We start from the raw sequence: 23,419 nt of genomic DNA, 5'->3' as shown, positions 1-23,419 counted from the left end.
TAATAAAACAGCTTCACGAAGAAGCTGTTTTATTTTTTAACATCCCGATTAGTGTTCGCGGGTATTGCGGAACACGATGTCTGGATAGCGCTCTTGCATCAGTTGTAAGTTCACACGACTCGGTGCCAAATAGGTCAAGTGACCACCACCATCTACCGATAATTGATCATGTGCTTTTTTCTTAAATTCATTGAATTTTTTGTCATCATCACATGACACCCAGCGCACAGTGTTAATGCTTACAGGCTCGTAGACGCAGTCGACTTTGTATTCTTCTTTCAAACGGTATGCCACCACTTCAAACTGAAGCACACCTACCGCACCGACAATCAAGTCATTGCTATTTTGCGGCATGAAGACCTGTGTTGCACCTTCTTCTGAAAGTTCTTTTAAGCCTTTTTGTAACTGCTTCGACTTCAATGGATCTTTCAAACGTACACGGCGGAACATTTCAGGGGCGAAGTGCGGAATACCCGTAAATTGTAATTTTTCACCTGAGGTAAAAGTATCGCCAATTTGAATCGTACCGTGGTTATGTAAACCAATAATGTCGCCCGGCCATGCTTCTTCTAGATGCTGGCGATCACCGGCTAAGAAAGTCAAAGCATCACTAATACGCACATCTTTATCTAGACGCACATGCTTCATTTTCAAACCTTTTTCATATTTGCCTGAACAAATACGCATAAAGGCAATACGGTCACGGTGTTTCGGGTCCATATTGGCTTGAATTTTAAAGACAAAGCCAGTAAAACCTTCTTCAGTTGCTTCAACCAAACGATTTTCTGTTGGGTGTGCTTTAGGTTCAGGCGCATAGTTGCTAAATGCATCTAACACATGGTCTACACCAAAGTTACCTAATGCTGTACCAAACAATACAGGCGTTTGACGACCCGCAAGGAACTCTATGCGGTCTAAAGGCTCATTGGCCATTTGCACCAACTCTAGAGACTCTTCAAATGCCGCCCAAGCCAGCTCACCGACTTTTTCACGTAAGTCTGGATAGTCATAACCATCACGGACTTCGATTTCGGTAATGGTTGAACCAAAACCTGCTTTATACACATAAAACTTTTCTTCGATCAGGTTAAACACCCCAGCGAAGTCACGACCTGTACCAAGCGGCCAAGTGATCGGCACACATTTGATTTTGAGAACGTTTTCAATTTCATCCAACAGCTCTAAAGGCTCACGGATTTCACGGTCCATTTTGTTCACAAACGAAATGATCGGTGTGTCACGCATACGACACACTTCCATCAGTTTCACAGTACGATCTTCGACACCTTTTGCACCATCGATCACCATCAAAGCTGAATCGACCGCCGTTAAGGTACGATACGTATCTTCAGAGAAGTCTTCGTGTCCCGGCGTATCCAGTAGGTTAATCATCTTGTCTTTAAATGGAAACTGCATCACAGAGGTGGTGATCGAAATACCACGTTCTTTTTCCATTTCCATCCAGTCCGAAGTGGCTGCACGGTCCGATTTACGGCTTTTCACCATACCAGCAATCTGAATAGCTTGTCCCCACAACAGCAATTTTTCTGTCATGGTGGTTTTACCAGCATCGGGGTGGGAAATAATCGCAAAGGTGCGACGCTGCGCAACTTGCGCGGCTAATTCATTTTTAAACATAAATTAAATCTGCAATTGATCATAGCCCTCATGATCGATACGACCACAAAGTCCTATAAAAGAAATTCTAAATTGGGCTAATTGTATCCGAATACCGCTTGGGCTTCTATTGTCTTTTATCAAGCGAAGTGAGAAAGCAGCACACGCCAAAGCGTTTCAATGAACGGCTTAATTGAAATAAGTTGACGATGTGTACTCAAACTCTTCTAAGCGCTTCACATCCATAGGCATGCCCAACAAATAACCTTGTAATTGCTGACAGCCTAAACGCGACAAGATTTCCATTTGCAAAGGACTTTCTACACCTTCTGCCGTCACGACTAAGCCTAAGCGAATTGCCAGATGGACAATACTTTCTAAGATCATTTCATCTTTTGAACCAACAGTTAGTTCATGAATAAAGCCCCGATCAATCTTTAACTCATCCACAGGAAGATTTTTTAAATATAAAAAACTGGAATGTCCTGTCCCAAAATCATCAATCGCCAAACGAATCCCCATTTCACGTAAACGCTGTAAGGTACGAATGCTGCTTTCGATATGGTGCATGGCCGTACTTTCAGTGATTTCAATAATTAAATGATTTGGGTTCACTTTATATTTATCAAAAAGATGCTCAAGATTATTAAATAAGTGCTTATGCTCAAATTGCACCGCCGATAAATTCACGGCAATCGGATACAGTTCAATTTTCTCTCGTTCCCAAATTTGTAGTTGTTTACACGCCTGCTCCAAGGCCCAATATCCCATTGGAATAATCAGCCCCGTTTTCTCCGCGCCTTTAATAAACATATTAGGGGTCAGCAAGCCTAAAGTCGGATGCTTCCAGCGAATCAGCGCCTCGACTCCACAAATCCGCTGATCTTGGATGGTGAATTTAGGCTGGTAATATAGAACAAACTGTTGTTCTTCTACTGCTTTATATAAGTCATTGATAAGCTTAGTTTGGCTTTTCGCTTCTTGTTGGTCAAAACTGTAGTTAAAAATAGAATAGGTATTTCGTCCCTGATATTTTGAGGTCAACATCGCTGCATCGGCATTAATCAGTAAATCCTGCAAATTACTGCCATGTTCGGGATACATCGCAATACCAATACTGGCAGACACATTGATTTCTTTTCCCGCAATCAAAAAGCTATCTTGAATCAACTCCAGCACGTGCTCCGCCATTTGGCACGCTTGCTCAGGAGTGGCCTGCTCCAGCACCATCAGAAACTCGTCCCCACCAATTCTGAGAATTTTTTCATTTTTGCTTAAGTGGCGATGAATCCGAGTGGTCAGTTGAACCAATAATTGATCCCCAACATGATGCCCAAAGACATCATTCACAGCTTTAAAGCGGTCTAAATCGATATATAAAAAGGCAATGCTTTCATTACGGAAGCGGTGATCTGTAAACAAAAAATGGGCATATTCCGCCAAATACAATCGATTGGGGAGCTTGGTTAAATTGTCCTGTACCGCCTGATTTGCCAACTCTTTATTGGCCAGAGAGAGTTGAATATTACGCTCTTCTAAACGCTGCTCCAACACCGCAACAACAAATGCCGCCACCAAAATCAAACAGGTAATAAAGATAACAACAAATAAAACAATGCTTTGACCTGCTTCAAGGGGCATCACCAGCTTGTCACTATGGGTTGGATAGAACGAGACTGCTAGCATACCGGTATAATGCATACTCACGATGGTCAAGGCCATCATCCCTGCAACATACCATTGGTACAACAGTTTCTTACTGACTGCACTTTTATATTTAAAGATCAGCCAAAAGGTTAAACCCGAGCCACTAATGGCAAGTAAAATAGAAAAAACTGTTAATAAAAGATCGTAAACACTCTGATAGCCCTCAATAATCAGCCCCATCATGCCAGTATAATGCATGCCCGAAATACCAAGCCCCATCAATACCGACCCCAAAACCAATCTTAAAAAAGGTAAGGTCTGACGCGTGGTCAACCAAATTGAAAAAACAGATGCAATAAAAGCAATAAAAAAAGAAAGAATTGTCAGTGCAGGGTCAAAATAACTATGCGTCGGCAAATCACAAGCCAACATGCCCACAAAATGCATGGCCCAAATGGCACAGCCTAAGAAAAAACTACTGAGTAAAATGAGCGCTGTTTGAAATTTTTTACGCCAAGCACGAAATAATAAGCGTTCGGTCGACACTGCAAAAAAACACGCCAACAATGCCACAACAATTGAACCTAATACCAAACTAAAATCGTAATGCACATGCATCATATAAAATGTCCGTATTAATTTCTCTTTTTCTTCATTTATATCGTTTTTATCAAAGGCGAAAAGCATTACTACCCGATTAAGAATCTTATACAAACAGGTTCAGGTCAAGAAAAAATCACAGAGATATCATTAGAATTTATAGATTTATTTTACCTTGAAGATCGGTTTGGCAACCAGCCAAACCTGCATTTGTGTTTCAAATCACAATTTAAATAAAAAGCCAGTCGAAACTGGCTTTTTAATACATTGCGTCTGAGATTAAACTATTTTGCAGTGCCTTTTTGCAACTTGGCATAATCTAATAAGACATTTGCAGATTCAGTCACAAATGCTTCCTCTTCAGGCAATGCAGGACGCTGATTCGCTTTCATTTTAGCGCGTGCTTCAACCAAAGCTTCCATAGAAGCTTGATAGCTTTCCCAGTTTGCATAAGGCTTTTGTCCTGCAATCTGACGGCGCTTGTTTTCCGAATCTAAAGTCTGTTTTTCCAGTGCCAATAATTCAGCTTTACGCTGATCAATATCTAAAACCACACGTTTTTGATCTTCGGTCTTTTTCGAGATGTCTTTACGCTGTTCAAGATAGTTAAACTGCGGATCGACTTTAACGCGTGCTTGTGACAACTCACCTAAACGTTTTACATATGGTGCAATGCTGCCCTCACGTTTAAACGGTGCGGTTGGAATGGTGTCCCACTCAAGTGCATTTTTCGCTTTACGTTCACCAAACTCTTCATTGTAAATATCTACCAGCTTCACGTCTGGAATCACGCCTTTGTTTTGCGTACTGCCACCCGTTACACGGTAAAACTTACGTTGCGTTAGTGTCGCTTGACCATGCGCCAAGTTATCGAGCTGAACTTGTGCTGTTCCTTTACCTGTGGTGGTGCTACCAATCACGATGCCACGTTCATAGTCTTGAATCGCAGCAGAATAAATTTCGCTTGCAGACGCAGATGCTAAATTCACCATCACTGCCAGTGGACCTGCATAGGTTTGCGCACCATTGTCATCGTCTTCGAAAACGCTCACATTGCCGTTACCATCTCGAATTTGCACCACTGGACCTGACTTAATCACCTGTCCAAGCATACGAGCCACTTCTTCAAGTGAGCCCCCTGGGTTGTTACGTAAGTCGATAATAATCCCTGATACATTCTTGGCCGCTAAAGTTTTCAGCGCATTGTTGGTATCTTCAGATACAGAACGATATTCTGTGCCCGCACGGCGTGCACGATAATTTAAATAGAAAGACGGTATCTCAATCACACCAAAAGTGTACTGCTGACCATCACGCGTCACATTTACGGTACGTGAACGTACCCCAGCATCTTCTTCTTGAATGACGTCACGGGTAATGGTCACATTACGCGCTTGGCTCATCGACGCACCCGAGCCGAGTAACCGTATGGTGACTTTGGTACCACGTTTACCACGGATTAAGCCCACAATTTCATTGCTCGGCCAACCGATCACATCCACCATTTTTTCGCCATCTTGTGCCACACCAATGATGCGGTCACCCGACTTCACCTGTCCAGACTTGCTCGCAGGACCACCTTCCACAATGGTTTCAATTTTGGTGTAGTCTTCATTGCCCCGTTCAGGTCGAATTGACACACCAATCCCTTCAAGCTGCAAAGTCGTCTGACGGTTCAACTCCATTGCATCGACAGGCGGGAAATAGTTACTGTGCGGATCATAGGTAAGCGTCATCGCATTAAGTGTTTTGTCTAACACATCATCACTTTTCACCCGTGAAATACGTTCTAACTGGCGCATATAACGCTTGGTTAAAGTCTGTACTGGGGTTAAATCTTCCGAGCTAGTGAGATCTTGTCCATTGGCCAATTCTGGGTTGGCTTTAAGCGCTTTTTGCTTCGCCAACTCTTCTTCTTTACTAATGGTCAAATTAATCAGCTGCGAAACCAACATTTTGTTCCAATGCTGACGCTGCGCCGCTTCATTGGCAAAATACGGTGCCTTTTCACGATCCGTTTCGATATAAACATTGGCTTGTTTTAAGTTCTGTGGCTTTTTCAGCTCATCCAGCATATAGGTATAAAACTGGGTCAAACGATCACGATACTGTGAATGAATCGCATACGGTCCACTTAAGTCACCTGCTTTTAAAGCCGCACCTAAGTTTGAGCCATATTTACGCTTATAACTCTCTACTTCAGAGGCAAGAAACAGCGAATGGTCTGGATCTAAACTGTCCAGATAGAAATCGAGAATACGCGCCGATGTTTTCGCATCTAAACGTTGATTGAGATAATGTTGACGGTCAACCAAGGTCGCCAGTTGACGAGACACCAAAGCCTGCTCCTGCGACGGAACAATAGCTTGTTTGGTTACAGCGGTAGTTTCAGTCGCTGCAATGGCTTCATTAATGGCATGGGTGAAAAAGAATCCACCCGTTGCAATTGCAACCGCACAAGCAATGGTTTGAAGTTTCATAAATAATTCTTAGTTCCTTGGTTTTTGACCAAAATTACAATGTCATTTTTCGACATGAATTGAGAATATTCAAAATCTTAAACAACTTAATCTGTTTATGTCGTGTAGTTTTATCATAATCTGTGCTGACAAAATGTAGCAAATCATTGCAAAATTCGGGTATTGTTTTCGACGACCTGTTTCGCTCACTTTTCAGAGCCAAAACAGTCACTGACCAAAAAATCAAATACGGACACCCAATATGATTGGCGCATTGATGCTCGACATCGCAGGCACAGAACTTACTCAAGAAGATATTGCACTATTACAAGCACCGCAAGTCGGTGGCATGATTTTATTTGGACGAAATATTGAGTCTCCTGCACAAGTTCGCGCCCTCACCGACCATATGCGCCGAATTCGTCCTGATATTTTGATTGCTGTCGATCAAGAAGGCGGACGTGTGCAACGCTTAAAACAGGGCTTTAGCCTACTTCCAGCAATGGGTAAGTTTGGCGAGCTATTCTTAAGCGAACCTGAAAAAGCCTTAAGCTTGGCAGAACAATCTGGCTGGCTGATGGCGACAGAAGTTCTTGCCGTCGGTATCGACTTTAGCTTTGCCCCTGTGCTCGACCTCAATGACATCAGTGATGTGATTGGTGACCGTGGCTTTGCCAAAAATATTCAAGACATCGTGCCACTGGCCAGTGCATTCCTAAAAGGGATGAAAGCCGCAGGCATGGCATCGACAGGCAAACATTTTCCCGGTCATGGTTCAGTCAAAGCAGACTCACATGTCGCAGCAGCCATCGACTCACGCACGTATGATGAAATTTATGCCAAAGATATGCAGACTTTTATTAAACTGATGCCACAGTTGGATGCACTCATGCCTGCCCATGTGATTTATAACCAAGTCGATCCAAACCCAGCAGGTTTTTCACCGTATTGGATTCAAACCGTTCTACGTCAACAACTGGGCTTTGATGGTGTCTTATTCTCAGATGACTTAAGCATGCAAGCCGCATGTGTTGCGGGTGGTGCACATGCACGCATTCAAGCTGCACTCCATGCTGGCTGTGACATGGGACTGGTGTGTAATGACCGAGCATCCGCATGTGTAGCCTTGGAGGGGATCAACCAACTGGCGCTGCCAAACCAAGCTCGCTTAGAACGCATGCGTGGTCAGATTCCAAACGTCAACGTTCAATCGACGCTGCATTTAGGTGAAGATTGGGCCAAAGTACGCGACCAAGTGGAACTGTTTAGATTAAGTTAAGCACTTCATCTTTGACCATTTCAACCTCGATATTTCGGACAAAGGGACATCACAAGATGTCCTTTTTTTATTATGATAAACTCAAAATAAATCAACAGGCTTGCTCTGCATTGCCCAAACAACAACACTAAAACAACAAAATATCGGGTACGGATACCATGACAGATGCTTTATCGGCTCATCGCCACATCTCTTTTACTGCGCACTATACAGGCTATATTTGGTATAGCATGGGCATCTCACATCCCGTATTTGCCACCCGCAAAGGGAAGTTACTGGCCAAACTGGTGCATCCACTCGAAAGCTGGGCTGAGAAACATGTCGGTGGCAGTATGCGCACGACCTTAAAACAGCGTCATCAAATGATTGATGACCACCTCAGCGCGCTGATCCAACAGTACCCAAACTTACAAGTTTTAGAAATTGCCAGTGGCTTGTCGCCACGCGGCTGGAGCTTTCGCCAACAGTATCCTGAGATTGACTATCGTGAACTCGACTTACCGGACATGGCACAAATCAAAACTCAGGCCTTAAAACAGATCGATCAGACCAGTCCAGCGGTTCTGTCTGCCGACTTATTTAGTGCGGATTTTGCCCGTGCCTTTGAGGTGTTTGACCCAACCCGCCCTTTGGTGGTGGTGAGTGAAGGTCTGATCAACTACTTTAGCAAAGACATGCTCGCTCAACTGTTACAAGGCATTGTCCAATACGGACAGCAGTTTGATCAGTTATATTATCTGACTGACCTCTACCCTGAACCTGTGAAAAATAAGCTGGCTAACTTTATCTGGAGCAGTAGCAAACTTTTAAAATGGATGTCCCGTAGCGCCTTTGGCTTTCACTTTGTCAGTCCGCCTGAAGCGGCTCAGTTTTTCAAACAAGTAGGCTTCCACACTGTTACCGTTCACCAACCCACTTTAGCTTTCAATAGCACTCAGTCCGACACTTCAAACTTAGATCAGCAGGACCACTTAGGCGACTTGGTCTGGTTGATACATAGCCAATGGCAAAAGCCCAATCAACCCGAGCAATAAGCTTAGTCCCCATAAAAAAACAGCGATGACACGCTGTTTTTTTATTTTTGACTTCCACTTAACTCACGGCTTCGAGCAACGTCTGTTCTTGTTTCTGACGCCCCACAAAGCGAAGCAGTCGCTCCGCGAGTTCAAAACTGCCATGTTTAAACAAGGCACGAATATACGGTCCATCTTCCGCAAAAATTAAACATTCAATCTGAAACGCGCCTTCTTCATCGCTCAAGTGTAAAGCTAAATCACGCGGATATTTAGCCGCCACAGCAGCTAAGTCTGACTCAAAGCGTAAAAGCACCCCAAAGTAGTTCAAGTCCACCACTTCTGTCGCAATCACCAAATCCGAATGGCGATAGCTTAAAAAGGTTTCAGGGTGTTGAATCTGAACCCGCTCTTCACCGCGGCGCTCCATATCCAGCATTTGTGCTCGACTAAAGGGAATAATCCCTTCTAAGTGCTGAATGGATTCATCCTTCAAAAACGTCGCAAACAGATGCATGGTTTCTTTACGACGTTGTAGCTGTGGCACATGGTCTGCATTGGCAATTTGCGCATATTCCATGTCAGGACATTGCAACGCAAAATTGGCATTTTCATGTGGCAAGGTAAAACTGTCATATTGGCCACAGGCCACCAAGACTTTGCACTGTGGAATCGGCACATCGGTGAGACGAAGCAAACGATTGCAGTTGATTTCATAGCGCTCTTGTTCTGTTGCCGTAAACTCCGCCATCTGTCTGAAGAACAAACGTTTGGCTGTGGGTGACATTTTGGTTTTATCCATTTTGGCATGATTGACCAAATACAAAATCACGGCCTGACCAAACTCATCCATGCGTTGTTCACGCATTAAATGTAACGATTCCTCCAGCAACATCCGCCAGCTTTTACGGGTCTTTTGCATCACACCCATTAAAATCATACGGTCAATCAGCTCTGGTCGTTGATCGGCCAGACAAGACGCCACCACTGAGCCCAGTGACATGCCCATCACTGAAACTTTGTCTAATCCTTCAATGTCTAACCAAACACCGAGCATTTTCGCGAGATCACCCAGTTCTAATGTTCCTGCAGACAAGCCTGTATCGATATTACGAATTTGTTGATTGGCACCCATTGAAGGCAGATCAATCAGGACAATCGGACCAGCATCGAGCAGTTGCTCAACGCAGTATTTGTAGGAATTAAAGTTTTGGAATGCCCCACCGATAATCACGATAGGCGTGCGATGGAATGACTCTGGCCGAGCAATCGCCATATATTCGACTTTCCAGCCCTCAATCCATGTGGTTCGTGCAGGTTCTTTAAAGCTGTTACGATGGTAAACATCAAAAAAACCTAAGCGTAAATTCGCGTCATCTAGCTCGGCATCCATTTGAATCATAGAATTCATGTTCCTTCCCTCTACTCTTGCCTGTACTTTTTGTTTTGCAAGAAATGCACGATCACGCCTGTCAACGACAACAGGGTGTTCAGTGTTGTAATAATTATGCAAGGACTTCATGTCCTAAAATTCATTCTATACAGAGCACTGTTTTACACGCAACAGATTGTGTAACCACTCATCATGTTTTAGATAAAAAAACAATTTCAAAATATGTATAAGCCCGCCTATACGCTGGATTTTTCATGTAGAGACTATGCGGTCGAGTGTTAGGCTGTTACTATCTTCTGTGAAATTTCTAAGTGATCAACCCGCTATGCAAGAGTCGATTGAACAATATATGCAAACGGTAGGACAGCAAGCACGTCAAGCTTCTCGTATTTTGGCGCGTGCCTCTACCGAAACTAAAAACAACGCGTTGTCAGCTATTTATACTGCTTTAGTCAACAGTGAGCCCACTATTTTAGCGGCGAACCAAGCAGATATGAACAAAGCGCACAGCAACAACTTAGACAGTGCTTTACTTGATCGCTTAGAACTGTCTCCCGCACGCTTTAAGGGCATGTTGCAAGGCTTAAAAGATGTGATTGGCCTCAAAGATCCTGTTGGTGAAATCACCGACATGGCCTATCGTCCGTCAGGAATCCAGCTCGGTAAGATGCGCGTTCCTTTAGGCGTGGTTGGCATGATTTATGAATCTCGCCCAAATGTGACCTTAGAAGCCGCATCTTTAGCACTAAAGTCTGGTAATGCCATTATTTTACGTGGTGGTTCTGAAGCGCTCGAATCCAATAAAGCCATTGCTGAAGCCATCCAACGCGGTTTAAAACTGGCGGGTTTACCTGAACATGCGGTTCAAGTCATTAACACCGCAGACCGCGCAGCCGTGGGGCAACTGATTACACTCACTGAATTTGTCGATGTAATTGTTCCACGTGGAGGCAAAGGCCTGATTGAACGTATCAGCAATGAAGCCCGTGTCCCTGTGATTAAACACTTGGATGGGAACTGTCACGTTTATGTTGAAGCACAAGCTGACCTACAAAAAGCCCTACCGATTGCGCTCAATGCAAAAACTCACCGTTATGGCGTATGTAATGCAATGGAAACTTTGCTGGTCGATGAAAAAGTCGCAGATGAGTTTTTACCGCGTGTCGCTGAGCTCTACACTGAAAAACAAGTGGAGTTACGTGGCTGTGCTGAAACTCAGCGCATTTTAGGTGCGACAGTCAAAACGGCGACAGAAGAAGATTGGTACACGGAATACCTCGGTCCAATTTTGGCAGTGAAGGTGGTGTCTGGTATGGAAGAGGCGATTGAGCATATCAATAAATATGGCTCGCATCATACCGATTCGATCATTACAGAAAACTACTCTCTAGCTCGCGAGTTCTTGGCCGCTGTTGATTCGAGTTCTGTCATGATCAATGCCTCGACCCGTTTTGCCGATGGTTTTGAATATGGCTTAGGTGCAGAAATTGGTATCTCAACGGATAAAATCCATGCCCGTGGCCCAGTCGGCTTAGAAGGCCTGACTTCACAAAAATGGATTGTGTTTGGTGATGGTCAAATTCGCCAATAACTCATCCAGCACATTTTAAATATCTATGTTCAGCTCTTTCCAAAGGGCTGAACATTTTTTATATCTGAACGCCCTCTGCAAGCACTCTCAAAACAAAAGCATGATCATCATAAGATGCACGCGTATTTTACTGATCCCCTATCGGCTGTTGTTTTGACTTTACATCCCTTTTTTTACATAAAGGCGTTTGCCAACCTAATCAGTGCCATTTTAACTCGAATGCTTAAAATTTAGAGGAAATCATGCTTTTTTGATGGTCACGTTGATTGTGCATGTGATTATGTGTGGGTCTAAAATGAAATATCAAAAATAAACAGGAACGCCACAATATATTCAGCTCTTTTTAGCAGATAGCATGTTATTTTTATAGCGTTGAAGCTGATGAATAATTCATCATCATTTCATGAATAAATGAAAATCATGAACCGATAAATTTTAATTATTATTCATCAGATGGTCGATAGTGCTTAAGTCTAATCACCTAAAGTCTATCTTGGACTAAAAATATACACATGATACAACATAAAAAATGATCAAGATTGCATAAGAACGTACTGCATGAAGATCAGTTCTAGGACGGATAATTCAATTAGAATCAGGTATTAAAACGTGTCTACATCAGTATTAGTAATTAACTGCGGATCTTCATCAATTAAATATGCGCTCGTTTCTGAACGTCGTGAAGATCGTATTTTCGGTTTAGCTGAGAACTTAGGTTCTGCTGACGCTCGTATCAAAGGCATTACAGCGGGTGGTCAACCCCTTGAATTGTCTATTCCACATGCCGATCATGAAAAAGCATTGGAAACCATCTTAGAACGCCTTTCACATTATAACCCTCAAGCCATTGGTCACCGCGTAGTACACGGCGGTACATTGACCAAAGCTGAGCTTTTAACAGAAGAAATTGTCGAATGCATTCGTGCAGCAACACCACTTGCTCCATTACACAACCCTGCACACTTGGTTGGGATTGACGCCACGATGCGTTTATTCCCAGAACTACCACAAGTGGCGGTATTTGATACAGCATTCCACCAAACCATGCCTGCACATGCTTACCGCTATGCTGTGCCAAAATTTTTATACACTGAACACAATGTCCGTCGCTATGGCTTCCACGGTACAAGCCATGCTTATGTGTCTGAACGCGGTTCAGAACTGGCTGGTAGCTTCAAACAAGGAGGCTGGTTAACTGCACACTTGGGTAATGGTAGCTCTACTTGTGCGATTTGGAATGGACAAAGTGTCGATACCTCAATGGGCTTAACTCCACTTGAAGGTGTCGTAATGGGTACACGCAGTGGTGATGTCGATCCAAGCTTACATAGTTTCCTTGCCAACAACCTAGGCTGGGACATTTATAAAATTGATAAAATGTTGAATAGCCAATCGGGCTTACTCGGCCTGTCTGATCTATCAAATGACATGCGCACTTTGATTGAAGCCTCAGAACAAGGCAATGAAGATGCGACTTTAGCTATTGAAGTGTTCTGCTACCGCCTCGCAAAATCATTGGCTGCGTTGAGCTGTGGTCTACCACGTCTTGATGGCTTGTTCTTCACGGGTGGTATTGGTGAGAACTCCGCATATATTCGTGAAAAAACAGTCGCTTTCCTAACGCACTTTGGTTTTAACTTGAGTAAAGAAGCCAATGACAGTTTAAAACGTGGTACCGAAGGTCGTATTGATACAGGTACAGGCCCGCAAATTTGGGTTGTACCGACCGATGAAGAAGGCCGTATTGCCAAAGAAACTGCATCCGTGGCCAATGAGGTGATTCAAACTGCTGCAAAAAAGTCTGAAGACAATGTAGCGATCGCTTAAGCGGTCGTTACATTCCCTCAAGTCTGTTTTAAATTCTTGTATGACGAATAAATATATGAAAACGATTTTACTTGTGCCCACTGGGGAAGGCGTCGGCTTAACATCCGCTTGTCTGGGTTTGGTTTATGCGCTTGAATGCCAAGGTGTTAAAGCTGGATTTTTAAAACCTTTTTCTCAAGAACTGAGCACGGGTGCAGACCGTACCACAGCGCTCTATCACCATGTTTCAAAAAATGAAACCGTTGAACCGATTAGTTATCACACCATTTTGCAACAACTCAGTGCAGGTGAAAATGATGAGTTGCTTGAAGATGCGGTTCGTTTGCACCGTGCTATTGCGCGTAAGCATGACCTGATTATTGTTGAAGGCTTAGTCCCGAATAGCCGAGATTCTTTTGCTTCTGAACTAAATGCACAACTTGCGCAAGCACTTGATGCCAAAGTCATTATTGTCAGTAATGCAGACATTAACAAGCCAAGCGCGACGGCTGAAAAAGTCGATAGTCAACTACGCTACTTTGGGGGTGCGAGTTCAGAGCGAACTGCGGGTGTGTTATTGATGCGCACCAAAGGCTTGCCCGATGACTCAGCACACATTCCAGTGACGTTTGACCCAAGTCTGCGTTTAATCAGCGATACCAATAAATTTATAATTGAGCTCCAAAAGACCCATCCAAAGCTCGGATCAGACAAACTCCCTGTAATAGGCTTGGTTCCGTTTAGCAACACGCTTAGCGTACCGCGTATGTCGGACTTGGCTTCACACATTCAAGCGGAATGGATCAATCAAGGCGACGCTAACCAACGTCGTGTGTTGCATAGCAGTTTGATTGCATCGAACATTGAGCACGAACTTCATAAGTTTGTCGCAGGCGAGCTGATCATTAGTGCATCAGATCGTATCGATGTGCTTTTGGCATCCAGCTTAGCCAGCAGTAACGGTATTCCACTGGCAGGTTTGGTCCTAACTGAACACCATACACCAAACGAGCAAGTGCTTGCGTTCTGCCAAACAGCGATTAAGCAAGGCTTACCAATTTTACATACAGCGCTCAGCACGTTCGACACGGCGCAGAGCTTAGCCAATCTCAGCAATGAAATTCCGGTCGATGATACGGAACGTGCTGAACAAGTCACTCGTTTTGTTTCGAGCCATATCAATGAAGAATGGTTAACGGCAATGTTGAATGGCTCGTACCAACCTCGTCTCTCGCCTTCGGCTTTCCGCCATGAGTTGGTCCAAAAATCGATTGCTGCGAAAAAGCGGATTGTTCTACCTGAAGGCGATGAGCCACGTACAGTTCAAGCAGCAGCTATTTGCCAATCTCGTGGCATTGCACACTGTATCTTATTGGCAAAACCTGAAGCTGTAGTAGAAGTGGCTAAAGCACGTGGTATTGAGCTTCCACATGATTTAGAAATTATCGATCCAGATTTGATTCGTGAAAACTATGTCGAAAAAATGGTGGAACTGCGTAAAGGTAAACTGAATGAGCTGCAAGCGCGTGAACAGCTGCAAGACACAGTCGTTCTGGGTACCATGATGTTGGCGCTCGATCAAGTCGACGGTTTGGTTTCAGGTGCAATACACACCACAGCCAATACTGTACGCCCAGCCTTCCAACTGATTAAAACAGCGCCTGAGTACTCACTGGTCTCTTCCGTGTTCTTTATGCTGTTACCCGATGAAGTCTATGTGTATGGCGACTGTGCGATTAACCCAGACCCAAATGCCGAAGAGCTCGCTGAAATTGCGATTCAATCGGCTGATTCAGCAAAGGCCTTCGGCTTAGACCCACGTATTGCAATGATTTCATACTCTACGGGTACCTCTGGTGCTGGAGCTGAAGTTGAAAAAGTCGCTGAGGCAACACGTATAGCGAAAGAACGCCGTCCTGATCTATTGATTGATGGCCCACTTCAGTACGATGCAGCATCGGTTGAAAGTGTCGGACGCTCGAAAGCACCTGATTCTAAAGTTGCAGGTCGTGCCAATGTGTTTATCTTCCCTGACTTAAACACAGGCAATACGACCTATAAAGCCGTGCAACGCTCTGCCAATGTCGTAAGCGTCGGCCCAATGTTGCAAGGTTTGAACAAACCTGTAAATGACTTGTCTCGTGGTGCTTTGGTGGATGACATCGTGTTTACGATTGCACTCACTGCAATTCAAGCAGAACAGCAAGCAACAGCTTAAAGTAACTTGATGTGATCCAAACCATCCAACTGAGCAGTTGGATGGTTTTTTATTTTATAGCGCTCAACAATATGACCAAAGCTTAACTTCTATATATTTACGAACATAGCCCAAACACAGATAAAACAGTAAGACTTTACTTTTCAGACACTTAAGAAATATACTCAAGCGATATAATTAAATTCTAAATCATTGGTCTCATAATGAATAAAAAATGGCTTCCAATTCTAATAGTGACAACATTTTCTCTGACAGCATGTAATGAATCTAAGCAGCACCAAACACCGTCAGACTCAACCACAGCATATAAAAACTTAAGTACAGCTAATCCAGCTGACATTAAAGCGGATCTTGATGCCCTAGATCAGATTTCGAATAAAAACTCTCAAGCCATTTTGAACGCACAAGATGCACTTAAAGCGACTCGTCAAAATAAAGAAGTCGATACCATCCCCGCCCTGCTAGAACAACTGAAAACCCATTCTCTTGCGTTTAATACTGCACTAGATGCAACAAACTTCAAAAGCCAAGAAGGCGCTGCGTTACGTGAAAAATTTAAGCAAGTCCATTTACTTGGTGTTGAGCTTGCACAAGAAGATACTAAAAATCCACCACAGATGGATCGCATCACCGGATTAGAAGCGCAAATCAGCGTCATACAACAAAGTTCTGTCAGTGAAATGAGAGCCTTACAACAGATGGTGTACCCTCAACTGAATTCAGGGGCATTAGACAACACACGACAACAACCAAAACCAAATACCGAACCCCATGTCGCGGCTCGTACTGCACCGCAGACCACCTCACATCTGAGTCAAGATAATGCAGCAGACATCAAACATGACCTCATTGCGCTCGGGGCACAATCAAGTGCAGCTAAACAAGAAGCAGAAAACTCAATATGGGAGATAAAACATGCGATGGAAAAAAAAGATCTGCGTGCTCTAAAAACTGCAATTGAAAAATCAAACAAGCGCATTCAAAGTCTGAATCAAAATTACGATATGGTGTCTCTCAAAAGCTCAGAAGTAGCCGCAGCCCGTGAGAAGCTCAAAAAAGACAATAATCTTCAAATTGAAATGGGTGAAATTATCTTATCCACCTCGCCAGATAAACAAAAGTTTGAGGAGTTGCAAAAGAAACGATCCAATTCTCAAAAAATGGTTGAGATTGAGATGGAAGCGCTTCGGATTAAAGCCAATACAGCATCATGATTGGGGCATCGTATCAGCTCGATTCCATTATTTTACAAAACCAACCGCAGCTCTCTTAAACGGGCAGATTTTCTTCTATCAACATATATACCATGTCAATCTCTGGGCATGGATAACCCATTGAAGTTAAAGCCGCTGTCACTTGCCCCCTGTGATGCGTTCCATGATTAAACACATGCAATAATGTAGCAGCATAGGGCAGACTCATTTCTTGTCCGGCTGATGTTTTGTACTGTAAATCATGTCCAAATTTTTCCACATCAACATGTTTTAAAAAATCTATCCAGTTGTAAGCCCTGCTCTCTAACTCAAACATGAGTTTATCTTTATCCCTTTCTACGATGGTATTTAACTTCAATGTAGGAGATGGTTTCGATGAAAACCGAGGAAACCATAGATAATGCTCACCAACAAGCAAGTGATTCAAGGTTCCAGAAATACTTTTGAAGAAAAGTCCACATTCAGCATTGAAATCTTCATCAGAGACATTTTTTAAAACTTGGTTTAATTTTTGAGTAGACCACACGTTGTAACGAGCGAATAATTTAAACATTTTTAAATCCATTTATAAAGCCCTGCATGAAGCTCTCTAAAATGAGCATAATACAAAGGATGAAAAACACCTAAATCTTTCATTTCTAAGGCAGAATCGCTTTTGATTTTCTTGCGCACACTCAGCTTCGCTTCAACATTTGACTCAGTCTAAACTTAGGCGTTTGAATAAAGAAAATTGCATTACCACATAAAATCAAAATCACCCCAATCACCGCATTCATATGCCATTGATAGCCTTCCCAGATGGTCGAAATCACCAAAGCCACCAAAGGAAATAACAAAGTACTATAAGCTGCCTTACCCGCACCAATCCGTCCAACCAAATAGAAGTAGGCGGTAAAGCCAATCACTGAACCAAAAATAGCCAAATACAATAAAGCACTCACCGCACTGAATTCCATAGCAGGCAAAAACTCGTCTTGTTTAAATCCAGCAATCAATGCCATCAGGATTGAACCATATAGCATGCCATAAGCATTGGTGGTAAAAATATCCAGACCTTTTTTTTGATGACGCGCACTGATCATATTGCCCAGTGAAAAACCATAGGTTCCCAACACACAAAGACCAATCCCCATCAGCGTATGATTGTTTAAGGTACTTCCCACCACATCATGCCAAAACAAGGCGATGATCCCCAATCCACCCAACACAGCCGCAGGATAAAAACGTGTAGACACCTGTTGTCCAAAGAACAGTTTAGCGTTGAGGGTATTAAAAATGACCGCCATCGAAAAAATAACTGCTTCCAAACCACTGCTGATATATTGAACCGCATAATAGAAACAAACAAAGTTAAAACCAAAAATACAGCACGCTTGCAACACACAAAACAGATGGTCTTTTACAGCCAGCTTTTGCAGTTTTCGGCACAACACAATAAAAGCAAACAACACCATAGCCGAAATAAAGAAGCGCCAAAATACGGCTACATTGGTCGATATTCCACTTTGTTGTTGCAGACTAATCGCAATCCATGTTGTTCCCCAAATCACCACCACCAAAGCATACAACAGCGCATTCATACTCTTTAAACCAAACTCAAACCACTCACGCTATTGTGCTTGGTTTAGGACTCTCATTTCTTGCACCTTCTTGTGGTCATTATCATGAACTTGTGATTTTTTATTGATTTTCTGCTATAGATGACAAAATGAAATCAAAGTCCTACACTAGATCTTCCATTTGGCACTGCGTATAGATGATGAAATATCAGATTCTAGATCAATTACAACAACATAAAGCTCAACTCCTCGACTCGGTCGAACTGGGTTCGGGCATGCAGTTAGCCATGTGGCAAAACAACCAAGACCGCGTCAGTGTTTGTAGTAACCACCATACACTCAGTATGTACATTCAAGGGGGATATCACAGCTATCAAAAGACAGCTCAAGGTTGGCATAATGGCGGTGGGCCAGATCATATGTGCTTGATGCCACAGAATTTTGAGTCGACATGGGATCTGCGTGACTCATTGACTTTTGTGCATCTGTACTATACTGAAAAACACTTACAACGCGTCGCTGAACAAGTGTGGGATCGTGAGCCAAGCCAAATTATTTTAAATCCACAAAGTTTCGTGGCCGACCCACAGATTGCCATGATCTATCGACACTTTTTACTCAATGGGGCTTGGCAGAACAGAGAAAATCACTTGCAGATGAGTACTGCCACGACACTTCTGCTCAACCATCTAATTAAAAATTATAGCCATACCGAGTGGCAAGTCCCTGAAGTCAAAGGTGGGCTGTCCCCCTATACTCTGAAACAGTTATTAGAGTGGATTGATCAGCATATTCAGCAAAGCTTAACCCTGTCGGATTTAGCCGAACAAACTCAGCTCAGTGAATACCATTTTGCCCATATGTTTAAGCAATCCATGCACATGCCACCACACCAATATGTGATGCAACGTCGACTTGAACTGGCGCACCAAGCGCTGCAGCAGACGACTGCCAATATGACGGAAATTTCGGAACAGTATGGATTTAGCTCCAGCAGCCATTTCAGTCATCGCTTTAAAAAGTACTTTGGCTACTCTCCATCCCAAATGCGGAAAAGTGAGAAAAATTAGATCGGATAAACTCACATTCAGCTTATTTATCTAACATCAAAATAAAGCCCATCATTAAACTCGACATTAAAAAACCGAAAAAAGCACTCATCAAATAAGCTTTCCGACGCTCTTGAGCAGATTGGCTCAGGACTTGATGGCGCATTTCCATATGTTGCTTTTCTTCAAAAATCGTCATCTCGACATCATTTTTAGGCGGAGCTTTTTTCAAAAGCAAAGGCAACATTGCAAGCATCATGCAGTAAAAATTAAATTTAAATATATCTTCGACAATGACATTGCCTGCATGCTTTTGAGCCATTAAATAAAACAGGAAAATAGACCACAAGAAAAAGCATCCGATAAATAGCAAGGCTGAAGTAGAGGAATAGTATTTCATTGTATTTTTTAAGATTTGAAACTGGAATCTTAAGGCGTTAAACAATTTTTAGCTAGTTGAAGATTTGAAGATTTGAAGATTTGAAGATTTGAAGATTTGAAGATTTGAAGATTTGAAGATTTGAAGATTTGAAGATTTGAAGATTTGAAGATTTGAAGATTTGAAGATTTGAAGATTTGAAGAAAGCTTAAAACAAAAAAGAAGATAAAGCTTAAGCCTGATCTTCTTTTTGACCGTACATCCAAGTCGCTGCGATATATACACAAAAGCCCGCAGCCATCACTAAACCTGTCAACATGCTCGATGTCCTATTGTTTGATGAATGCATTATGCGAAAGTTTTATGACAACTTTATGACAGTGTTGCCATATTTCAATATTATTATTTTTACATTATATTCAATAACTTAAGCAATAAATCATATTCATAATCCAAATTTAGACATGAAATATTTCATTAAATTTAGATATTTTTGTCATATTTACCACCGTTTATAACCTCATTTTCTCATCAATTTTGTTCAACTATTAAACTTTCGCCCAAAGGCTTCGCAAAACATCCACAACCTCGGCATTTTGTCTTATAATTTAGCCCGCTAGCTATCAGCCCGCTCAAGAGATATTTGTATGACCACTATTATCAAGCAAGATGATTTGATCACATCGGTCAAAGACGCGCTTCAGTTCATTTCTTATTATCACCCACAAGACTTCATCCAAGCGATGAGCCGTGCGTATGATCGTGAAGAGAACAAAGCTGCGAAGGATGCGATCGCACAAATCTTAATTAACTCGCGTATGTGCGCAGAGGGTCACCGCCCAATCTGTCAAGATACAGGTATCGTCAACGTATTCGTTGAAGTGGGCATGGATGTTAAATTTGATTTAACGATGAGCTTAGACGATGCAATCAACGAAGGCGTACGTCAAGGTTACTTAGAAAACTCAAACGTGCTGCGCGCATCAGTTCTGGCTGATCCTGCATTTGGTCGTAAAAACACCAAAGACAACACCCCTGCTGTGATCTATCACAAACTTGTTCCAGGCAACAAAGTCGATATTACCGTTGCGGCAAAAGGTGGCGGTTCAGAAAACAAATCTAAACTGGCTATGTTAAACCCATCTGACTCAATCGTGGATTGGGTACTTAAAACTGTTCCAACTATGGGTGCTGGCTGGTGTCCACCAGGTATGTTGGGTATTGGTATTGGTGGTACTGCTGAAAAAGCCATGATGCTTGCGAAAGAATCGCTCATGGAAGAAATCAACATGGACGAATTACTTCGTCGTGGCCCTGAAAATAAAATCGAAGAACTTCGTATGGAAATCTTCGAAAAAGTAAACGCACTGGGTATTGGCGCGCAAGGCCTAGGTGGCTTAACCACAGTTCTAGATATTAAAATTAAAGATTACCCATGTCACGCTGCGGGCAAACCAGTGGGTATGATTCCAAACTGTGCAGCGACTCGTCACGCACACTTCCAACTTGATGGTACAGGTGTTGCACACATTCAAGCACCAAAACTTGAAGACTATCCATCAGTCACTTGGGATTCATCAACCTCTAAGCGCGTTGACCTCGACACCATTACCCAAGAAGAGATGAACGCTTGGCAACCAGGCGACACCTTACTTCTGAATGGTACAATCTATACAGGTCGTGATGCTGCACACAAACGCATGGTAGACATGTTAAACAATGGTGAAGAGCTTCCTGTCGACTTAAAAGGTAAATTCATTTACTACGTGGGGCCTGTAGATCCAGTCGGTGATGAAGTGGTTGGTCCTGCTGGCCCAACAACAGCAACACGTATGGACAAGTTCACACGTCAAGTGCTTGAAGCAACAGGTATGTTCGGCATGATCGGTAAAGCGGACCGTGGTCCTGCAGCGGTTGAAGCAATTAAAGACAACAAAGCGACTTACTTGATGGCAGTGGGCGGCGCAGCTTACCTTGTGTCTAAAGCAATTCGTGAAGCTGAAGTGGTTGCTTTTGCTGACTTAGGTATGGAAGCGATTTACAAATTTGTAGTTAAAGATATGCCTGTATCGGTCGCAGTTGATGTAAATGGCACATCTATTCACGCGACAGCACCAAAAATCTGGCAAGCGAAAATTGGTAAAATTCCAGTAGTCGATGCAGCAGCGGGCTAAAACTTAAGTTTTACTTTTTTGGATACCCTTAACATGCTAAGGTCATGTTAAGGGTATTTTTTACCTACTTTTATAGACTTAATCAAAAAATATAGACCAACAATGAAAAAATTAAATCACATCCTTTGCAGTATTACCTTATGTGTCCTCAGCACAGCTTCTTTTGCCAAACTCGCGACCGAAGCATCGGTAGAGAAGGCGCTCAAACTGGGCGATATTAAAGGCACATTAGCACAGTCTCAGCAAGAAATGCGCCCCATTTATGACCAGCAAGCCGAAGAAATCATTAAGAATATTTTTAAAACATCTACACTCAATAATGAACAACAAAAAGCAGCCAAGCAAATCGCTGAAATCACGGCATCGTTTAGCAGTAAATTGATTTCTGATCCGAAATTTATGCAAATGCTTAAAAATGTATATATGCAGACCTTTACCGAAGAGGAAGTGTTGGCCAACATTCAGTTTCTTGAAACACCTCTAGGCCAGTCTATCAATAAAAAAAGCAGCAAAATGATGAGTGAAATCATGCGCAATAGCATCGCCATGTCTGCTGAAATGATGCAAGATCCAGCTATTCAGCTGGAAATGAATCGTCAAATTGAAAAGACCCTGATACCCTTATTTGAACAAGCCAAAAAAGCACAATAGCTCACTTACCAGGTTAAAGGATTCCACAGCTTAAAGGGTTTCATCAGCTGAACCTCTTCACTTGGGTCATATTTGGCAGGTTTAAGTTTTTGCGCTTTCTTTCGTAACTCACCCGTGTGTTGATCTTCCGCGACAAAGTTGTAGCTGTTGGACTTTAACTGGGTAAATGCAATCTCTTGAATCGCAATTTTTTCAGGTATGACCGCCAAAGGCCCCGAAACATCATGGCGTGTGGATAAGTTCTCTTCATCATACTTGATGAAATAAGACTGCCCTGCTTCTACGCTAAAATCGATATATTTCGGCTTTTGAAAATGGTTAATGCCCAAAGGCCGACTACTGGATAAACGATAAGTCCCTGCGGGCAATTCGACCCAATAATAATGATTGTTCAGCAAGCTTGGAATGCGTTCTTTATTGATAAATAAACTCGAGGCCACAATTTCTTGTCGATTCCATTTTGAGTCTGGACGATACAGATAAACCATCGCCGCTTGTTCATGCTGGGGTTGGACACGCTGAAAACGCTGTCCTAATTTTTGATTGACCCACCCACCTACGCTAAACACCCCGATGCGATACTGCTCAATCATGCCTGGGTCATGTTCAAAATCGACCTCATGGCTGAGAGTTGATGTTAATTCAGGTTGTTCAACTGTCGCTTTTCCATGACAACCCAATAAAATTAAACTGCTTAAAAGCGTAATCGTCATTGCACGCATGACTATTCCTCACGACGTATTTTTTATTTTGATACTGAATTTTTAGTT

Annotated in this window: 17 protein-coding genes; 9 read left to right on the top strand and 8 right to left on the bottom strand. The window is 42.8% G+C overall.

Features of this window, described 5'->3' with window-relative positions; translation table 11 throughout:
* Nucleotides 1-48: 48 nt before the first annotated feature.
* The 3 genes from MN200_RS02765 to MN200_RS02755 form a co-directional block, all read right to left on the bottom strand.
* Nucleotides 49-1,638 (bottom strand): peptide chain release factor 3, encoded by a 1,590-nt coding sequence (locus MN200_RS02765; RefSeq protein WP_058868925.1) that lies wholly within the window; start codon nucleotides 1,636-1,638, stop codon nucleotides 49-51.
* 168 nt (nucleotides 1,639-1,806) lie between these two features.
* Nucleotides 1,807-3,885, bottom strand: a complete 2,079-nt coding sequence (locus tag MN200_RS02760; protein WP_201702449.1) for an EAL domain-containing protein — start codon at nucleotides 3,883-3,885, stop codon at nucleotides 1,807-1,809.
* Between the two features lie 263 nt (nucleotides 3,886-4,148).
* Nucleotides 4,149-6,344, bottom strand: coding sequence for a carboxy terminal-processing peptidase (locus tag MN200_RS02755; RefSeq protein WP_242760032.1), 2,196 nt, complete (start codon nucleotides 6,342-6,344; stop codon nucleotides 4,149-4,151).
* A gap of 241 nt (nucleotides 6,345-6,585) precedes the next feature.
* Here MN200_RS02755 and nagZ point away from each other — a divergent pair, with 241 nt between their 5' ends.
* Both nagZ and MN200_RS02745 read left to right on the top strand, forming a co-directional pair.
* Nucleotides 6,586-7,602 carry a beta-N-acetylhexosaminidase gene (nagZ, locus tag MN200_RS02750; protein ID WP_242760031.1) on the top strand — a complete coding sequence of 339 codons (1,017 nt, stop codon included), beginning with the start codon at nucleotides 6,586-6,588 and terminating at the stop codon, nucleotides 7,600-7,602.
* Nucleotides 7,603-7,760: 158 nt separating this feature from the next.
* Nucleotides 7,761-8,636, top strand: coding sequence for a class I SAM-dependent methyltransferase (locus MN200_RS02745; protein ID WP_242760030.1), 876 nt, complete (start codon nucleotides 7,761-7,763; stop codon nucleotides 8,634-8,636).
* Between the two features lie 58 nt (nucleotides 8,637-8,694).
* Here the strand turns inward: MN200_RS02745 and MN200_RS02740 are convergent, their stop codons facing one another.
* Nucleotides 8,695-10,026, bottom strand: coding sequence for an alpha/beta hydrolase (locus MN200_RS02740; protein WP_242760028.1), 1,332 nt, complete (start codon nucleotides 10,024-10,026; stop codon nucleotides 8,695-8,697).
* 307 nt (nucleotides 10,027-10,333) lie between these two features.
* Here MN200_RS02740 and MN200_RS02735 point away from each other — a divergent pair, with 307 nt between their 5' ends.
* From MN200_RS02735 to MN200_RS02720, 4 genes are all read left to right on the top strand, one after another.
* Nucleotides 10,334-11,599 carry a glutamate-5-semialdehyde dehydrogenase gene (locus MN200_RS02735; RefSeq protein ID WP_004979082.1) on the top strand — a complete coding sequence of 422 codons (1,266 nt, stop codon included), beginning with the start codon at nucleotides 10,334-10,336 and terminating at the stop codon, nucleotides 11,597-11,599.
* A gap of 609 nt (nucleotides 11,600-12,208) precedes the next feature.
* Complete coding sequence (locus tag MN200_RS02730) at nucleotides 12,209-13,426, top strand: acetate kinase (RefSeq protein ID WP_058868918.1); 1,218 nt, start codon at nucleotides 12,209-12,211, stop codon at nucleotides 13,424-13,426.
* Between the two features lie 55 nt (nucleotides 13,427-13,481).
* Entirely contained in the window at nucleotides 13,482-15,623 is a 2,142-nt protein-coding gene (pta, locus tag MN200_RS02725) for a phosphate acetyltransferase (protein WP_058868917.1), read from the top strand.
* Between the two features lie 203 nt (nucleotides 15,624-15,826).
* Entirely contained in the window at nucleotides 15,827-16,837 is a 1,011-nt protein-coding gene (locus MN200_RS02720) for a hypothetical protein (protein WP_058868916.1), read from the top strand.
* A gap of 55 nt (nucleotides 16,838-16,892) precedes the next feature.
* Here MN200_RS02720 and MN200_RS02715 read toward each other — a convergent pair whose 3' ends face one another.
* Together MN200_RS02715 and MN200_RS02710 are read right to left on the bottom strand one after the other, a co-directional pair.
* Nucleotides 16,893-17,402, bottom strand: a complete 510-nt coding sequence (locus tag MN200_RS02715; protein ID WP_058868915.1) for a DinB family protein — start codon at nucleotides 17,400-17,402, stop codon at nucleotides 16,893-16,895.
* Nucleotides 17,403-17,511: 109 nt separating this feature from the next.
* Nucleotides 17,512-18,417 carry a DMT family transporter gene (locus tag MN200_RS02710; protein ID WP_058868914.1) on the bottom strand — a complete coding sequence of 302 codons (906 nt, stop codon included), beginning with the start codon at nucleotides 18,415-18,417 and terminating at the stop codon, nucleotides 17,512-17,514.
* 179 nt (nucleotides 18,418-18,596) lie between these two features.
* Here MN200_RS02710 and MN200_RS02705 point away from each other — a divergent pair, with 179 nt between their 5' ends.
* Nucleotides 18,597-19,466 (top strand): AraC family transcriptional regulator, encoded by an 870-nt coding sequence (locus MN200_RS02705; RefSeq protein WP_058868937.1) that lies wholly within the window; start codon nucleotides 18,597-18,599, stop codon nucleotides 19,464-19,466.
* Between the two features lie 22 nt (nucleotides 19,467-19,488).
* Here the strand turns inward: MN200_RS02705 and MN200_RS02700 are convergent, their stop codons facing one another.
* Complete coding sequence (locus MN200_RS02700) at nucleotides 19,489-19,794, bottom strand: hypothetical protein (protein WP_227509185.1); 306 nt, start codon at nucleotides 19,792-19,794, stop codon at nucleotides 19,489-19,491.
* 677 nt (nucleotides 19,795-20,471) lie between these two features.
* Here MN200_RS02700 and MN200_RS02695 point away from each other — a divergent pair.
* Together MN200_RS02695 and MN200_RS02690 are read left to right on the top strand one after the other, a co-directional pair.
* Nucleotides 20,472-21,998, top strand: coding sequence for a fumarate hydratase (locus tag MN200_RS02695; protein WP_004692421.1), 1,527 nt, complete (start codon nucleotides 20,472-20,474; stop codon nucleotides 21,996-21,998).
* A 102-nt stretch (nucleotides 21,999-22,100) separates the two neighbouring features.
* On the top strand, nucleotides 22,101-22,649 hold the full coding sequence (locus MN200_RS02690; RefSeq protein WP_058868912.1) for a DUF2059 domain-containing protein: 549 nt from the start codon (nucleotides 22,101-22,103) through the stop codon (nucleotides 22,647-22,649).
* A 5-nt stretch (nucleotides 22,650-22,654) separates the two neighbouring features.
* On the opposite strand, the gene MN200_RS02685 is transcribed toward MN200_RS02690, so the two are convergent.
* Nucleotides 22,655-23,371 carry a DUF2846 domain-containing protein gene (locus MN200_RS02685; RefSeq protein WP_104222100.1) on the bottom strand — a complete coding sequence of 239 codons (717 nt, stop codon included), beginning with the start codon at nucleotides 23,369-23,371 and terminating at the stop codon, nucleotides 22,655-22,657.
* Nucleotides 23,372-23,419: the final 48 nt, after the last annotated feature.

Origin of the sequence: Acinetobacter sp. LUNF3 (assembly GCF_022699605.1) — a bacterium.
Classification (GTDB): Bacteria; Pseudomonadota; Gammaproteobacteria; order Pseudomonadales; family Moraxellaceae; genus Acinetobacter; species Acinetobacter johnsonii.
The sequence above is the reverse complement of the archived record's forward strand: the minus strand, read 5'-3'. Positions and strand labels throughout refer to the sequence as shown.

Excerpts from the sequence above, each read along its gene's own strand:
- MN200_RS02755 (WP_242760032.1), bottom strand. The coding sequence starts at position 6,344 with ATGAAACTTCAAACCATTGCTTGTGCGGTTGCAATTGCAACGGGTGGA.
- MN200_RS02765 (WP_058868925.1), bottom strand. The coding sequence starts at position 1,638 with ATGTTTAAAAATGAATTAGCCGCGCAAGTTGCGCAGCGTCGCACCTTT.
- MN200_RS02735 (WP_004979082.1), top strand. The coding sequence starts at position 10,334 with ATGCAAGAGTCGATTGAACAATATATGCAAACGGTAGGACAGCAAGCA.
- pta (WP_058868917.1), top strand. The coding sequence starts at position 13,482 with ATGAAAACGATTTTACTTGTGCCCACTGGGGAAGGCGTCGGCTTAACA.
- MN200_RS02715 (WP_058868915.1), bottom strand. The coding sequence starts at position 17,402 with ATGGATTTAAAAATGTTTAAATTATTCGCTCGTTACAACGTGTGGTCT.
- MN200_RS02685 (WP_104222100.1), bottom strand. The coding sequence starts at position 23,371 with ATGCGTGCAATGACGATTACGCTTTTAAGCAGTTTAATTTTATTGGGT.
- MN200_RS02740 (WP_242760028.1), bottom strand. The coding sequence starts at position 10,026 with ATGAATTCTATGATTCAAATGGATGCCGAGCTAGATGACGCGAATTTA.
- MN200_RS02745 (WP_242760030.1), top strand. The coding sequence starts at position 7,761 with ATGACAGATGCTTTATCGGCTCATCGCCACATCTCTTTTACTGCGCAC.
- MN200_RS02690 (WP_058868912.1), top strand. The coding sequence starts at position 22,101 with ATGAAAAAATTAAATCACATCCTTTGCAGTATTACCTTATGTGTCCTC.
- MN200_RS02705 (WP_058868937.1), top strand. The coding sequence starts at position 18,597 with ATGAAATATCAGATTCTAGATCAATTACAACAACATAAAGCTCAACTC.
- MN200_RS02695 (WP_004692421.1), top strand. The coding sequence starts at position 20,472 with ATGACCACTATTATCAAGCAAGATGATTTGATCACATCGGTCAAAGAC.
- MN200_RS02760 (WP_201702449.1), bottom strand. The coding sequence starts at position 3,885 with ATGATGCATGTGCATTACGATTTTAGTTTGGTATTAGGTTCAATTGTT.
- MN200_RS02720 (WP_058868916.1), top strand. The coding sequence starts at position 15,827 with ATGAATAAAAAATGGCTTCCAATTCTAATAGTGACAACATTTTCTCTG.
- MN200_RS02710 (WP_058868914.1), bottom strand. The coding sequence starts at position 18,417 with ATGAATGCGCTGTTGTATGCTTTGGTGGTGGTGATTTGGGGAACAACA.
- nagZ (WP_242760031.1), top strand. The coding sequence starts at position 6,586 with ATGATTGGCGCATTGATGCTCGACATCGCAGGCACAGAACTTACTCAA.